General features: G+C 50.7%; 7 protein-coding genes. 1 reads left to right on the forward strand and 6 read right to left on the reverse strand.

Going from position 1 to position 14,100, the window contains the following annotated elements:
* Positions 1-27 precede the first annotated feature (27 nt).
* A complete protein-coding gene (locus OH144_RS12880) occupies positions 28-1,635 on the forward strand; it encodes an ArnT family glycosyltransferase (protein WP_266202653.1) in 1,608 nt (535 codons plus the stop codon).
* Between the two features lie 76 nt (positions 1,636-1,711).
* Here the strand turns inward: OH144_RS12880 and OH144_RS12885 are convergent, their stop codons facing one another.
* The 6 genes from OH144_RS12885 to OH144_RS12910 all read right to left on the reverse strand — a co-directional run bounded on the left by OH144_RS12885 (position 1,712) and on the right by OH144_RS12910 (position 14,050).
* The gene (locus OH144_RS12885) at positions 1,712-1,924 is read right to left on the reverse strand and encodes a hypothetical protein (RefSeq protein ID WP_266202654.1); all 213 of its coding nucleotides are present in this window, start codon (positions 1,922-1,924) and stop codon (positions 1,712-1,714) included.
* Between the two features lie 345 nt (positions 1,925-2,269).
* Positions 2,270-3,931, reverse strand: coding sequence for a dipeptidyl-peptidase 3 family protein (locus OH144_RS12890; protein ID WP_266202655.1), 1,662 nt, complete (start codon positions 3,929-3,931; stop codon positions 2,270-2,272).
* Positions 3,932-4,953: 1,022 nt separating this feature from the next.
* Entirely contained in the window at positions 4,954-5,568 is a 615-nt protein-coding gene (locus tag OH144_RS12895; protein WP_266202656.1) for a deoxynucleoside kinase, read from the reverse strand.
* A 206-nt stretch (positions 5,569-5,774) separates the two neighbouring features.
* On the reverse strand, positions 5,775-7,127 hold the full coding sequence (locus OH144_RS12900) for a vanadium-dependent haloperoxidase (protein ID WP_266202657.1): 1,353 nt from the start codon (positions 7,125-7,127) through the stop codon (positions 5,775-5,777).
* A 71-nt stretch (positions 7,128-7,198) separates the two neighbouring features.
* Positions 7,199-10,657 (reverse strand): VCBS repeat-containing protein, encoded by a 3,459-nt coding sequence (locus tag OH144_RS12905; protein WP_266202658.1) that lies wholly within the window; start codon positions 10,655-10,657, stop codon positions 7,199-7,201.
* A gap of 48 nt (positions 10,658-10,705) precedes the next feature.
* Positions 10,706-14,050, reverse strand: coding sequence for a VCBS repeat-containing protein (locus tag OH144_RS12910; protein ID WP_266202659.1), 3,345 nt, complete (start codon positions 14,048-14,050; stop codon positions 10,706-10,708).
* Positions 14,051-14,100: the final 50 nt, after the last annotated feature.

The raw sequence follows: 14,100 nt of genomic DNA on the forward strand, positions 1-14,100 counted from the left end.
GCATACTTCCCTACTTCTATAAATTCTATGAATAAAGCAAGAAGGGCCATAACAGGCTTAAGCACATCACCTCAAACAGTTCTTTTGCTTATATGGGTATTGGCAACCATTATTAATGTAAACAAAGCATTTCACGTTGATGACGTTTTCCATTTAGAAGCTGCTGAGTGGATTAAGCTCAACCCACTCAAGCCGATGTCGGGCAGCATTAACTGGGACAACACTAGTGAGCCAATCTTCCATTTTAATCAACCTCCTGGATACTTTTACTTTATAGCAATAATAGGTTCTGTGTTCGGTTTCTCTGAAATTCCTTTGCACCTTGCACAGTCTGTATTCAGCCTACTGACCGTTATCTATTTTTACAAACTCCTCTGCCTCTTCCAGAAGGACTTTGCATTGATAGGCACATCCCTTCTTATTTTAGGACCGGCATTCTTGGTGAATCAGAATATAATGATAGATATTCCAATTCTCTGTCTATCTGTCATTTTCATTTATCTGCTTGTGCAGGAAAATGAGGCGTTTGCTACAAGAAATTTGTATCTGGCCTCAGGTATCCTTACAATCGGTCTGTTGCTAAAGTATTCGTTACTGCCCCTCATTTTGGTATTGGTATATGCAATATATGAAAAGAGGAAGGTCCATTTGATGAAGGCACTTTTGATCCCAATAGTTACTCTTCTTGTCTGGACGTGTCTCAACTACATGGAATTTGGCAGTTCGCATTTGATAGGCAGACCAAGGAATGACGTTACCTTTAGGCTTATCCTCGATAATTTTACAGCATTTATTCTTACAATCGGAGGAATTGCTCCCTTTTCTCTCTTGTATATCAGCGCCTTCCTGAGGAATGAGAAGAGATGGTTAATCAAAATGGTAGTTCTAAGTATTACTGTAGTTGTAATAGCCGCTTATCTCATGGTATTTGGGTTTGTGGTGAGATCAATTCCTCATAGCCTCTTTTGGATAGTTTTTGCTTATAACGGCTTACTTATTATCATCCTTTTCTTCTTTGCTGCAAAGAGAATGGCTCCTGACAGAAAGGCTGTATTAATACTACTTTGGGGGCTTTCAATGGGAGCGTTTATTGTGGTTTATGCACCATTTATGGCTACAAGGCATGTGCTCCTACTCCTCCCCCCGTTCATTGTATCAGGCAGCTACGTCTTTAGAAATGCATCACCTAAGGCTATTACAGCATCGATAGTTCTAACTTGCTTCTTAGGTTTGGTTTTAAGTATATCTGATTGGGTTTATGCGGATTTTTATAGAAAGGCTGTTCCATTAGCCCTAAGGCAAGTACCTCAAAATAGTAAAGTATGGACTATCGGGCATTGGGGATGGCAATGGTACAGTAAAAAGGCTGGCATGCTGTTTTATGAGTCTGATGTTTCCACTCCTGAGGAGGGAGATTACTTAGTTTCTCCTGAGGTTATTTCAAAACAGCAAATATCAGATAACATAGTATTAGAGGAAAAAGCAAGTGTAGTTTACCCACCAAGCCCACTGAATGTATTTACCACCGCGCATTTTGTCAGGTTTTACAACTCCTATTCCTACAAACCTCCTTGGTATCTTTCCTCTTCCCCAGTAGACTCTGTAGTGGTCTATCGAATATCAAAAGTTAAATAAAGTTAGCTTTACAGAAAACAAAAAAGGCGAACTGTGCTGTTACAGTTCGCCTTTTACATGCTGTGTCTGGCCTGCCTTAAGCTGTTACCCATTTGCCTTTTCTTTGGTGAGACATTGGGTTAACGGGACGTTTTTGTGCTTCCTGCTCGGCGCGATAGAAGGCATTGTACTCTTCCTCCCCCAGTTCCTCGCGGAGCGCAATATGAAATAGCGCCAATTCCGGGTAATGCTTGTACTGTTCCTGGCGCTCCTGTGGATTGCTTCTGTTAAAATCATAAAAACTTCTCATGGTCATTGTCGCTGTTTCATCTTTTTGGTTTGCAATCTATTAAACACCAATAACATACTCTTAACCTATCCTTAAAGTTGTTATATTCTTTACTACAGCCACTGCCTTCGCCACGGATCCCGGCTATTAGCTAAGAAATAGAGTTCATCCACCTAAATTTTACAAGCTACTCCCTCAGAAGTTGCCCTAATACAGTTGCACAGAAATCTTTATGGCAGCTTTATTGAACAGTCAAACCCCGTGCTATACTTTATATAATAAAAATACAATTACACTTTAGAGCTCCCTCAAAACAAAGGGCCTGACAATATGCCGGGCCCTTTGTTTTTGTCGCTAAGCTGATCCCTACTGCTGCAGGCCCAGCACCTCGGTGCCCTGCTCAAACACTATATCCACCGGGATGTTGGCTTTCGACAGGCGGTCCAGGTCTGCCTGCAGTTGCGGGCTGATCTGCCCCTGCTCGTTCAGCAGCGTACCCACACCAGCGTAGTCGCCGTTGCCTTGGAGCGTCAGGATCTTCTCCGACAGCTTATTCATCGCCTCGCGCATTTTCTCGTAGTTCACGCGGTACTTGCCGGTTTCCTCATCGCGCTCAAAGGCACCGTTCTCCCTAAAGAAGTTGAAGCGTACCATATTGGCCTTGCCGTGCGCACTGGCCGCCCCGAAACGCACCGAACGGAAGATACCCGCCAGGAAGGTCGTATAATACTCCTTCAGGTCGCCTTCCAGTTCGCCTTTCTCATGCAGTTGCGTGATCATGTACAGACCCAGGATATCTGCCTTACCCTCTTCCAGCGCGGAGGCATGCTCTTTCAGGGCCTCACGCACTGTGCCTTTGTTGTTGATCGTGTTCTTGATGCCCAGCCCGTGCGCTACCTCGTGGAACATGGTATTGGCAAAGAAGGCATCGAAGGTAACATACTGCTGCTGGTCCTCCGCGATCAGTTCCTCGGCAATCGGCTCCATGATCTTGTCGAACTTGGCCTGCATGGCATTCTTGAGCTGCAGGCGGCGCGTACCCTTCTTCAGCTGCACCTCCTCATCGTTGGGCAGGTTGATGGCAATGGTCTTGCTGCCTGCGTTGCTGTCGCCGGCATAGTATACCACGTCGTAGGCGTTCAGATCAGAGTCGGTGCCCGGGGTCTCGGTTTTATACTGGGCCGGCACCGGAAGCCCTTGCTGCAGCTCCGGCAGGAAAGCCGCATACTTGGAGAGGCGCTCGCTCCATTCCATATCCTTCACCAGCACGTAGGCCTCATGCGCCGCCTTGTAGCCGAACAGCTTGTCCTCATACGTCTCGATAGGGCCGATCACCAGGTCGAGCCTGTTGGTCTTCATGTCCATCCAGGCCAGGTCCGACGGCTGGTAATTGTCTGTTAGCATGGCCTCGGCACGCAGGGTCAGGTACTTTTTTAGGCCAGCATCCTCAGCCAGGGCAGCAGCCTGCTTCAGCAGATCCGATACGCGCTGCACCTCCTCCCTGAACTGCACGTGGTACGGCACCGTGATCAGCTTCCCGTTCTCATCACGGCGCAGGAAAGTATACTGGCTGGCCTTGTCAGACAGGTTGGCCTGCTCAAACTCCTCCTTCGTCATATCGGCCGGGTAGAAGTTGGCACCGTCTGGCTTTGGTCCTACTCCCGGTATAAATGGTTCGTTGTTGTCCAGGCGGTCCCAGGGGCCATAATTAATTTGTACATATTTTTGGGCGGCCTCATTGTCCAGCGCAGTCAGCAGCGAATCGCGCTTGCCGTAGGCTTCGTACCAGAAGAGCTTGTTCATGATATCCGATGCCTCTATCAGCAGCGGGATCATTTTCCGTTCGTTCTCGCTCAGGTGGCTCAGGTCAGCGGTAAGGCGCACCGAAGTATAGGTGTCCACCTTCTGCTGCAGTTCGTCTGTGGCAACGGCTTCTGTGGTTTGCTCTGCGCCATCGGTGCTGCTGTTGCTACAGCCCATGGTAGCGGCTGCCAGGGCAGAGGCGAAAAGTATGTGGCGTGGTTTCATACGATAGTTTAGGATTAGTTTTACTGATGAAGATAGTGGTTTTTGGGGTTTTGGCAAAGGGGGAGGTTTGTTCTTCGGCTATACTTTCTTTACTGTTTTCTGCAGGGTGATAGTGACATTTGTTGCGCGGTCCCTCGCTGCCCGTGGCTTTTTATACTTTGGCTATACTTTATACTTTTTCTGGCGCAAGCGTCCGCTTGTGCCTTTTTATACTTGATACTTGCTGTTCCGGACATCCCTGTCCTGAACCAAAGCTGCTACGGACTTTCTAATCCGCGTAAGCCATACTTTTATACTTGCAGCTATACTTTAATCATACTTCCGCTCTTTCGGATTTGCAATCTGCGCGAGCCATACTTTATACTTTCTCATTTTATACTTCCATAGCCCCTGCTTCCTTCCACTTGAACCAAGCTATACTTGTTAGCTACTGTTCATCCACGGCTTTACAACCTGCTCTTTTCATAGCAAGCTTTGGTGCTCTCCAGCCCGCGAGGGCTCGTCCTGGGGTAGGGGCCCTCAATAAGGCCATCGCGCTGTCTATTGAAGCTGCTCCTCGCTGCCGCTCCGGGCTGCTGAGCAAGCTCAGCACCGCATCAATAGAAGGCGCTCAACCCAAGGACTGGGATCACATTGGATAGCTGCTGCTATGCGCTTAAGCTAAGTCCCCCTTTGAAAGGGGCAGGGGGATCACCCTGAATAGCCCATGCCATGAAGCTTATACTTCTGAAATGGCAGCCACAGAAATTCCCCTCCTTGGAGGGGCCAGGGGTGGGTTTATACTTGTAGGGACAGGTCGCGACCTGTCCGCGGGATGCAGGATCCTATGAAACTTATACTTGGGTTAAAGCAATAACAGACTCCTCTCCTGAGGGTAGTGCCCTCAAAAAAGTCAAATCTAGGATCCCGGACTTGTTTCGGGAGAGGGATAGGGGTGGTTGGACACGGTGCTGCAAGAACAAAAAAGGGAAGTAACTGCAGTTGCTTCCCTTTTTAAAGTTTAAAAGTATAAAATCCCGCCTCTAAAACAACCCAAACAGCTCGCGCTGTATCTTTTCAATAATTGTTCCCAGGTCCTCCGGGTTAGCCACAAAATCGAGGTTGTTTACGTCTACCACGAGCAGTTTGCCCAGGTCATAGTTGCCCATCCAGCTGTTGTAGTGCTCGTTCAGATTGCGCAGGTAGTTAATGCTGATGCTGCTTTCGTAGTCGCGGTTGCGTTTCTCTATCTGGCCTATCAGCTTCGGCAGGTCGGCTTTCAGGTAGATCATCAGGTCGGGCGCCTTCACCATGCTGATCATGGACTGGAACAGCGCGTGGTAGTTCTCATAGTCGCGGGTGCTCATCAGGCCGGACTGGTGCAGGTTTTTGGCGAAGATGTAGGCATCCTCGTAAATGGTGCGGTCCTGGATTACATCCTTATTAACGGCCTGTATCTGCTGCACCTGGTTAAAGCGGCTGTTCAGGAAGTAAACCTGCAGATGGAAGGCCCAGCGTTCCATGTCCTCGTAAAAATCCTTCAGGTAGGGGTTGTTGTCCACTGCCTCCAGGTATAGATCCCAGTTAAAGTGTTGGGCCAGCTTGGTAGCCAGCGTAGTTTTGCCGGCGCCAATGTTGCCAACGATCGCGATATGCATGGTAATCTGTTAATTGAAAACTTAAGGGTTACAAAAGTAACAGATTTTAGCGCAGCATTATCTACAAATTCCCCACGGGGTTATCAACATCGGGAAAAAACATAAATGCATACTTGCTCACCGGTTAGGCACGCCAGACCACGGACGCCAGAAGCGAAGGCCGCCCCCGCACAAAGTATGGATGAGGGTTGCTCTAATAATTTCCCCTACTCTTCGATTGCCACAGCCTCTTTTCTTGTTTTGATCCTTGAAACGACATGTGCTCCCACCTCCTTGCCTTGCGCGGCACCGTTCACAATGGCCGGCATAAAGTGGATGCCTCCATACAGGCGGCTCATGGCGGCTTCTTCAGCGGCCTGCTGAAAGGAACTAAAAGACCGGACAGGCAAGCCATAGGCGACCTCGGTTGAGTCTACATAGGCAAATGAAGGCCCAAACAGATCGGTCAGGACTACAGCCGCCGCGTTTGATATCACGCTATGCCCGCTGGGGTACTCCGGGAAGGGAGGCGTCTGTAGCAGCGGCACCCACTTCTCATCTACCAGCATGTTGATGGCTGTTTCCGGCCGTATGCAGTCACTGCGGTACTTTTCGTCCCAGCAGCTGATAAACCCATCGGCCAGCGAAACCGATACCCGCAGGTAAGCTTCCAGGGTTTCCATCATATCGGCTTCTGCCTTCCGTGATGCAATGCCCGTGATCCCCATCCAGTGTCCGCCCGGTGTGATCTTCTTAGTGGCGTACATCACATGCCCTACCGTGTGCATTACAAAGGGGTTGCAGTCCCAGAAGCTCGCGATCTCCCGCTGTTCTTCTGTCAGCTGGTTGGTGGTTTCATAAACAGCCAGCATGTCTTTATAAAAATCGCTTTCCTTATCGGTGCTGAAAACAGAAGGTGTGGCCGGAGCAAACTGACTGCAGGAGTCCAGCACGAAAGGGCGGACTTTAAACCAGAAAGGCTCTACGGCGTCCATGTAAGCCGGGGGCGTAGGCACCCAGCGGCCGGGAGCCTGAGACACAGTATGGCGGTAGCCTCTGGTCTGTTTGTAGCCATCCTCTGCCGCGTACGCCAGGATGCTTTCCGCTGCTACTTGGCCATACCTTACCGACCGGTCAAACACATCCTTCGGCACGCCCATTTCCCTATATTCCTTGTGCAGCTGCTCTTCAAACGCATCCAGCATATCGGAGGAGAAAATAAGGCTGCGGCTAACCGTCAGAAAGGCGTTCAGACTGGCCAGCGGAAAGCAGTAAACTGAGTCAGCGGCGGGCTGCGGTATACCTTCAAAGCCATTCAACTGCCCTTCCAGCGACTGATAGGCTGGGTAATCATGCAGCAGTACCTCATAGGCAGCTATCTGGGGATAAGTATAGATCCTGCTGGCAACGGGCGGGGAAAAAATATCATGCATGATGATATCCGTCAGCTTCTTGACCGACCGGTGCAGGAATTCAGGATTAGCAGCGGCTTGTCTGTAGTCTGCGTTCTTGTCCTGGCAGCCAGCCACAACTCCCCAAACAAGAAAGAGGAGGCTAACAAATGTAAATGGCTTCTTCATTGCCTTCAGATTTTTGTTGATGAATTTAGAAAGTCGCTCCAACTAATAAAGTACCCAACAGCCAACTACAGTTAAGGCTGTGCCCCGACAGGCCGCTCTTCTTTGCTGCCTAATGCCAGCTGCTCCCCCACAGGATCTGGATTCAACTTCCGGAGGAGCTGCAAAGGCAGCTTGTTACGTGCCACCAGCATCAACTCCCCTTTCCCTGTCTCCAGTTTCTTGATATCACGCACCTCTCCCTGCAGCAGGAACCGGCTTTCGGTAGGGGGTATTGCTGTAAAGCCGCCTTTGCCGTCACCGGCCAGCAGCACGCCATAGCTGGCATCATACCTACCCTGGTAAGTGCTTACCCCATAATAATTCCCGCCGGCCAGGATATCCAGGTGCCCATCATGGTTCACATCCTCCACATAGAAAGAGAAGACCTTGGATACCTGCGCCTCCCGGGGCAGTAGGTGCTTTTTGAAGGTCCCCGCGCCCAGGTTCTCCAGGTATAATGACTCAAACGTATTCACCTCCAGCACATGGGCGTCTTTAAGCTCGCCCTTATTAAAAAGCTTGTCTATAGTTTTGCCAGCATACCCGGTATAGGTCGTAAACTTCTTATTAATGAGTGGGATTTGCTTCCCCAACTCATCTTTTGTGGCCACAGGGTACCAATCGTTATGCAGGCGGTAGGCCAGGATATGGTCCAGTGTTTCGTTAGCGTCAATATCCTTCACATACATCCTAAGGGCCACATCCTCCCTTTTCCTGAATTTTGTATTAGTGCCGAGGTTGCCCAGTATCAGGTCCGGGTCGCCGTCGTTGTCAAAATCCGCGGCTTTCACCGTTTGCCAGAAACCTACAGTCTGGTTCAGTTCTTCCCTACCAGTTACTTTAACCAGCATGTTGCCCTGGTTTTCAAAGACCGTTACCGGCATCCAGTCTCCTACCACCACCAAATCCGTATCGCCGTCCTGGTCATAGTCAAACCAGGCACCGTCTGTCACCATACCTGCCCGGCTAAGCCCAGGCGCCAGCTCATCCGTTTTATCTGAGAAGTTGCCTTTCCCGTCGTTGATGAGCAGGTAGGAGTTGGGAGAATGACCATACTGGTACGCCAGCACTCTGCCTCCCACGAACAGGTCCAGGTCACCGTCGCTGTCAAAGTCAGAAGCCCTTACGCAGCTCTTGTTATCATACATGGGAGGCAAGCCCTTGCTCCTCGAGAAGTTGCCCTTCCCGTCGTTGAGGTAAAGCCGGTCAAACTGCTCCTGCATCTCCCCATAAAACTCATTTCCGCCGCTCACCACGTACAGGTCCGGATAACTGTCGTTGTTGGCGTCAAAGAAGATGGCGTCGACATCCTCATATACCGAATCTGCCTGGAAAAGCTCTTGATTCGAAGAAACAAACCGTCCGTCCGGCTGCTGCAGAAAGAGCGAGCCGGCCTGCCACTTGGCTCCTCCCACGTAAAAATCATCCAGGCCATCACTGTTCACATCCGCAACAGCTATTTTAGGTCCTTCCGTGGAGGTTTGGAATGGGATCAGGCTTTCCCGATAGAACTCGAGGTAGTTATTTTCCTGATGTCTGAAATTAACCTGGTAAGCGTCTGTCACATCTTCAAACAATGGCTGGTGCTTCGGTGCAAAGTGACTGTAATACACACTGGCCTCCTCGCGGGCAGCGGACTGCTCCAGCACCAGGGTAGTGTTGGCCTGGATGTTGGTCCGTAACTCAACTTTTTGATTGCCCCAGATTACGATCAGGGTATCTACCTTTGATTCTTTGCCCAGGCCAAAGTTCAGAACAGGCTCCACAGAGGACATGAACCCGCGCGCAGGCATCAACTGCTGTACCTGTATCCCTTCTTTGCTCTTGAGCAGCACTTTGGCGCCGTAGCCAAAGGTGTTCAGTTTATCCCCCTTCAGCTGTACCTTAAGATATTTGTTGCCACTCAACTCATTGCCGTTGTTCTTGTAAATACCGGCAGGCTGGTTGATGTTGTTGGTGATCAGCTCCAGGTGGCCATCCTTATCCAGGTCGGCGTAAACGGCTCCGTTTGATACTGTTGGCTCGGCGAAGCCCCAGGTCAGGGATTTATCCTGGAAGCGCAATCTCTCGGTTCCTTTGTAGAGGTAGTTGTGCACCTTCCCGTCCGGCATCATGCTGATGGCTTTCTGATCCAGCGATTTTGAGATTTCAGGGGCATGGAGCATGGAGTCAGAGGACGCGAACTTGATGTAGTCCATGTTGTTCGGCCGGCGCACAATACCGTTCGTGATGAAGATGTCTTTGATGCCATCGTTATCATAGTCGGCCAGCAGGGTGCTCCAGCTCCAGTCGGTTGCTGCTACGCCGGCCATTAACCCGACATCTGAGAATCGCTCCCCGCCATGGCTTAGCTGGAGGCAGTTACGGCTGTACTGGTTATAATAGCCGAACTGCAGCTTATACAGGAAAATATCCAGCGGATCCTCTCCCATGGAGGTCTTCTCCACTACTTCATCTTCCGGGTACATATCCAGCGTCATCAGGTCGGGGTAGCCGTCGTTGTTCATATCGGCGGCGTCGCAGCCCATTGAGAACCTGCTCAGGTGCTGAAAATGATCCTTCACGCTCTCCGTAAACGTGCCATTGCCATTATTCAGGTAATAGTAATCGTCTTCGTGGAAATCATTAGACACATAGATATCATCCCAGCCATCGTTGTTCATATCAGCCACCACTACGCCCAGCCCATAGCCCATCGCGGCACCATATATACCTGCCTTGTCACTTACGTCTTTAAACTTGACAGCCACTCCTGCTACAGCCTCCCCATCCGCTGAGATCAGCTGGTTTTCAAACAGGATGTCTCCCGCCTCGTTACTGCGGAGGTTCCGGGCACTTACGCGGTCGTAGCTCCGGGAAGTATGCACGGCATGGTTCAGCAAGTATACATCCAGATCGCCGTCGCGGTCATAGTCGAAAAAGGTGGTCTGCGTAGAGAAGCCGCTGAAATCCAGGCCATAGTCCGCGGCTCTCTCGGTAAAGGTCACCTTGCCGTCAGCGCCTGCCCCATTGTTAATGTATAGCTCATTGGAGCCTTCGAGGCCCTTGTAATCGCTCACTGCACATACATAGATGTCCAGCAGCCCGTCGCCGTTTACATCGGCCATCGCCACGCCCGTTTGCCAATCGGAATAACCCTCTATACCAGCTGTTTCAGATATGTCCTCAAACGTAAAGTTTCCCTTGTTCAGGTATAGCTTGTTCTTGCCCTGATTAGAGACGAAGTATAGATCCACCAATCCGTCGTTGTTCACGTCGCCAGCCGCTACGCCGGCCCCATTATAAAAATACAAGTAGCTCAGGATGTTCAGCTTGTCAGTGTCCTGCACCTGGTTCACGAAGCTGATGCGGGTTTGCGTAGAATCCAGTGCCTCAAAGAGCGCAGGCTCCCCTTGGGCTGCTTTACTCTGGCAGCCAGAAAATGAGAGCGAAGCCGCAATCGCAATCCCTCCTATTGTTAACAGTTGGTTGATATGCTTGGTTAGTATCATGAGAGCGTGTTTCATAAGCTGGCAAACTAAACAACTACATTCCCGCCTTTACCGTGCAGCTATCTTCTGTCTCTTGTTTTGGAGGCCAAAAACCTGCAGCGGGGCATTATTCTTTGCTAAGAGGAAATAAACCTGTCCATTAGCCCCGGCCACCTGCCGCATCCTGCGTACCTGTCCTTTTGTAAAAAAGCCCGTGTCCTTCGGCTTTCTTACTTCAAACCGGCCATTGCCCCTGCCTTCCAGCAACAGGCCATAGTTGGCATCGTACTGGCCTATCTCCGGCAACACATCATAAAAATTCCCGGCCAGCAAAATATCCAGTTGCCCATCCTGGTTATAATCTACTGTTTCAATAGCATGAATCGGGGAAAACTGCACTTCTACGGGCAGCGCCTCCAGAGAAAAAGTACTATTACCCTGATTTATCAGAAAGGATGAATTCGGATTAACCACTTTTCTTACTACTGCCGCTTTCAGTTCCTCCTCCGGCAGCATCTCCTGAAGCTGTTTGCCGGCATAGTCCTGGTGTTTTATGAACCTCCTCTTGATACTGGGTACCTGCCTTTGCAGGTCCTGCTTCAGTACCATCGGGTAAGCCTTACCATCTTCTGCATAGCAGGTGATGATTTGCTCTACCGTACCGTTGTCCTCAAAATCGTGCACGTACAGCTCTACAGGCTGCTTCAGGCTGGCTGCCATCCGGCTGTTCCAGCCTAGGTTCCCAAGTATGAAATCGGTGTCCCCATCCCCGTCTAAGTCGACAGCCTTCATGGTGTTCCACCATCCGGCTGAGTTTGGCACTTCGGTTTTAGCGTTTAGCTTTTGCCCTTTCTCATTCGCGAATACAGTGACCGGCATCCAGTCTCCCACCAGGACAAGCTCCGGGTATTTGTCTCCGTTCAGATCGGCCCAGGCTGCCTCCGTGATCATGCCCAACTCATTGGACGGTAGGTACCGCTTGGTGTAGTTCTTGAAGCTTCCGGTTCCGTCGTTCACATACAGATAGCTAGGCGGATCATAGCCGTATCCGCTTGGAATCATGCGGCCACCCACAAACAGGTCGATGTCGCCGTCCCGGTCAAAGTCGGCAGCTGCTACGCAGGAAGCATTGGTCTTCAGGTTAGGCAGCCGGTTCTCTTTGGCAAAATTCCCTCTACCGTCATTTATATAGAATCTGTCCAGCAGCTGAGGTGCCTCAGACATAAACTCATTGCTACCGGTCACCACCATCAGGTCAAGGTCCCCATCGCCGTCTGCATCAAAGAACTGGGCCGCTACGTCCTCAGCGTCCAGGTCTTCTGCAAAAACACGGCAGCTACTCTCCTCGAACGTACCATTCTTCTGCTGCAAGAACAGTTTCTTGGCCCCTCCTGCTGCTCCGCCTAAGTATACATCCTCCAGCCCATCGCCATCCACATCACCCGTTGCCAGTGCTGGCCCCTGGGTGGAGAGCATCTGCTTTAGCAGCGCGTCGCGGTTGTAGTCCACAAAGTTGCTTTCCTGATGCACGTACTTTAGCCTTACGGCCTGGGTAGCATCATAAAAAGTTTTGTCCGGTATAAGTGCCTCGGGTATGTGCAGTTGGTCTGCCTGCTGGTAGTTCAGCAGGAGCTCCTGACCTGCCTTTACCTGTTGCAGCACCTGCATCTTGTCGTCCGGCCAAATCACCCGAACCGAGTCGATCTGCTCCTCTTTCCCCAAGCCGAAGACGAGCGTCAGGTCTACGGATGACTCAAAGCCACGATTGGGCATCTGCTGCAGGTACACCGTTTTTTGGGGCTGGTGCACGTATACCTTGGCTCCTATCCCGTTGAGGTTTGCCTGCCCTCCTTTCAGTTTGACGCGCAGGTAGTGGTGTTGCAGTTTTTCAGAAGTTTTGTTCCGGTAGATGGAGACCGGCATGTTCACGTTGTTCACCACCAGATCCAAGTCTCCGTCATTGTCCAGGTCACCGTAGGCAGCGCCGTTGGAGAAGCTGGGCGTGCCCAATCCCCATGCTTTAGCTTGATTCGTAAACTGCAGATTCCCCTGGTTTTGGAAAGCATAGTTAGGGATAGGCGTGGAGGTCATCTTCTCGATCAGTTCCTTGTTGTAGCTGTACCCACCGCCTTCTGCCGCTCTACGCATGGTTTCCTCACTTCCAAGGAAGTTTACAAAGTCCTGATCCGTCAGGTCCTGGTAAATGCCGTTGGCCACAAAGATATCTTTCAGGCCATCGTTGTCCATGTCGAAAATCAGCGCGCCCCAGCTCCAGTCCGTCGCGTGTACTCCGGCCAGCCGGGCAACCTCACTAAAGGTGTTGTCCCCGTTGTTGAGGTGGAGCATGTTCTGCATGTACTGGAGGTGGAAATCGCGCGCCAGTTTGAGCTGCTGCAGGTCGTAATTCTCGTAAGCAGTGGTTCTCTTTAGCCTGACATCGTCCCAAGGCAGCATGTCGGTCACAAAAATATCCAGGTTGCCACTGTTTGTGAGATCGGCTATGTCTGCGCCCATGGAAGAAAGGCTTTCGTGGGGCATCCACTCCTTGCTGGCTTCGGTAAAGGTGCCGTTCTGGTTGTTGAGGTAGAGGTAGTCTCGCTCGTAAAAATCGTTGGAGATAAAAATGTCCAGCCAGTTGTCGTTGTTCACATCGCCGATTGTAATCCCCAGCCCGAAACCGATCAGGCTGCCGTATATCCCTGCTTCTTCACTCACATCCGTAAACAGGCCCTTGTCATTGCGGAGCAGCTTGTCACCGCCCAGCTTGTTGCGCTGATCCCGAAGATTGGTGAAGCCCAGGTGGCTGACCGGGTAGGAGCTGTTATTGAGCAGGTACACATCCAAGTCCCCGTCGCGGTCATAGTCAAAAAAAGTGGCGTGGGTAGAGTAGCCCTCATCATCCAGGCCAAAGGCAGTGGCTTTATCTGTGAAGCCGGGTATACCTGTATCAGAGAGGCCGTTGTTTAGAAACAGCTCATTTTTACGGTTGTCGCCATTTACCTCTCCTGCATTGCAGACATAGATATCCAGCAGGCCGTCGCCGTTCACATCGGCCATGGTTACGCCGGTGCTCCATGCCTGGTTGCCCCCTACCCCTGCCTGCTCCGTAATGTCTTCAAACCTGAAGCCTCCCTGGTTCAGGTATAGCTTGTTCTGACCTGTGTTCGAGGTAAGGTAGATATCCGGCAGCCCGTCGTTGTTCACATCCCCTATCGCCACACCTCCTCCGTTGTAGAAGTTACGGTAGTTGAAGATGTTCATATCCTCGCTGCTTTCCACCATATTGATGAACTCAACGTGCGTGGCGGCAGCATCCAGTTCCATGAACAGGGGATCCTCTTTCTGCTGTGCTTCCCTGCTGCAGGCAACACAGGTGGCAAGGATAAGGGTGGTGGTTAGTGCGGATATTCTCATAAGGACAGAACAAGGGTAGGATGTGTCGCTATAACTCAAATTTTCCGGTA

This window comes from Pontibacter kalidii, assembly GCF_026278245.1.
Taxonomy (GTDB): Bacteria; Bacteroidota; Bacteroidia; order Cytophagales; family Hymenobacteraceae; genus Pontibacter; species Pontibacter kalidii.

What these genes read in the sequence shown, in the direction of transcription:
- OH144_RS12880 (WP_266202653.1), top strand. Translation starts at nt 28, where the DNA reads ATGAATAAAGCAAGAAGGGCCATAACAGGCTTAAGCACATCACCTCAA.
- OH144_RS12885 (WP_266202654.1), bottom strand. Translation starts at nt 1,924, where the DNA reads ATGAGAAGTTTTTATGATTTTAACAGAAGCAATCCACAGGAGCGCCAG.
- OH144_RS12890 (WP_266202655.1), bottom strand. Translation starts at nt 3,931, where the DNA reads ATGAAACCACGCCACATACTTTTCGCCTCTGCCCTGGCAGCCGCTACC.
- OH144_RS12895 (WP_266202656.1), bottom strand. Translation starts at nt 5,568, where the DNA reads ATGCATATCGCGATCGTTGGCAACATTGGCGCCGGCAAAACTACGCTG.
- OH144_RS12900 (WP_266202657.1), bottom strand. Translation starts at nt 7,127, where the DNA reads ATGAAGAAGCCATTTACATTTGTTAGCCTCCTCTTTCTTGTTTGGGGA.
- OH144_RS12905 (WP_266202658.1), bottom strand. Translation starts at nt 10,657, where the DNA reads ATGATACTAACCAAGCATATCAACCAACTGTTAACAATAGGAGGGATT.
- OH144_RS12910 (WP_266202659.1), bottom strand. Translation starts at nt 14,050, where the DNA reads ATGAGAATATCCGCACTAACCACCACCCTTATCCTTGCCACCTGTGTT.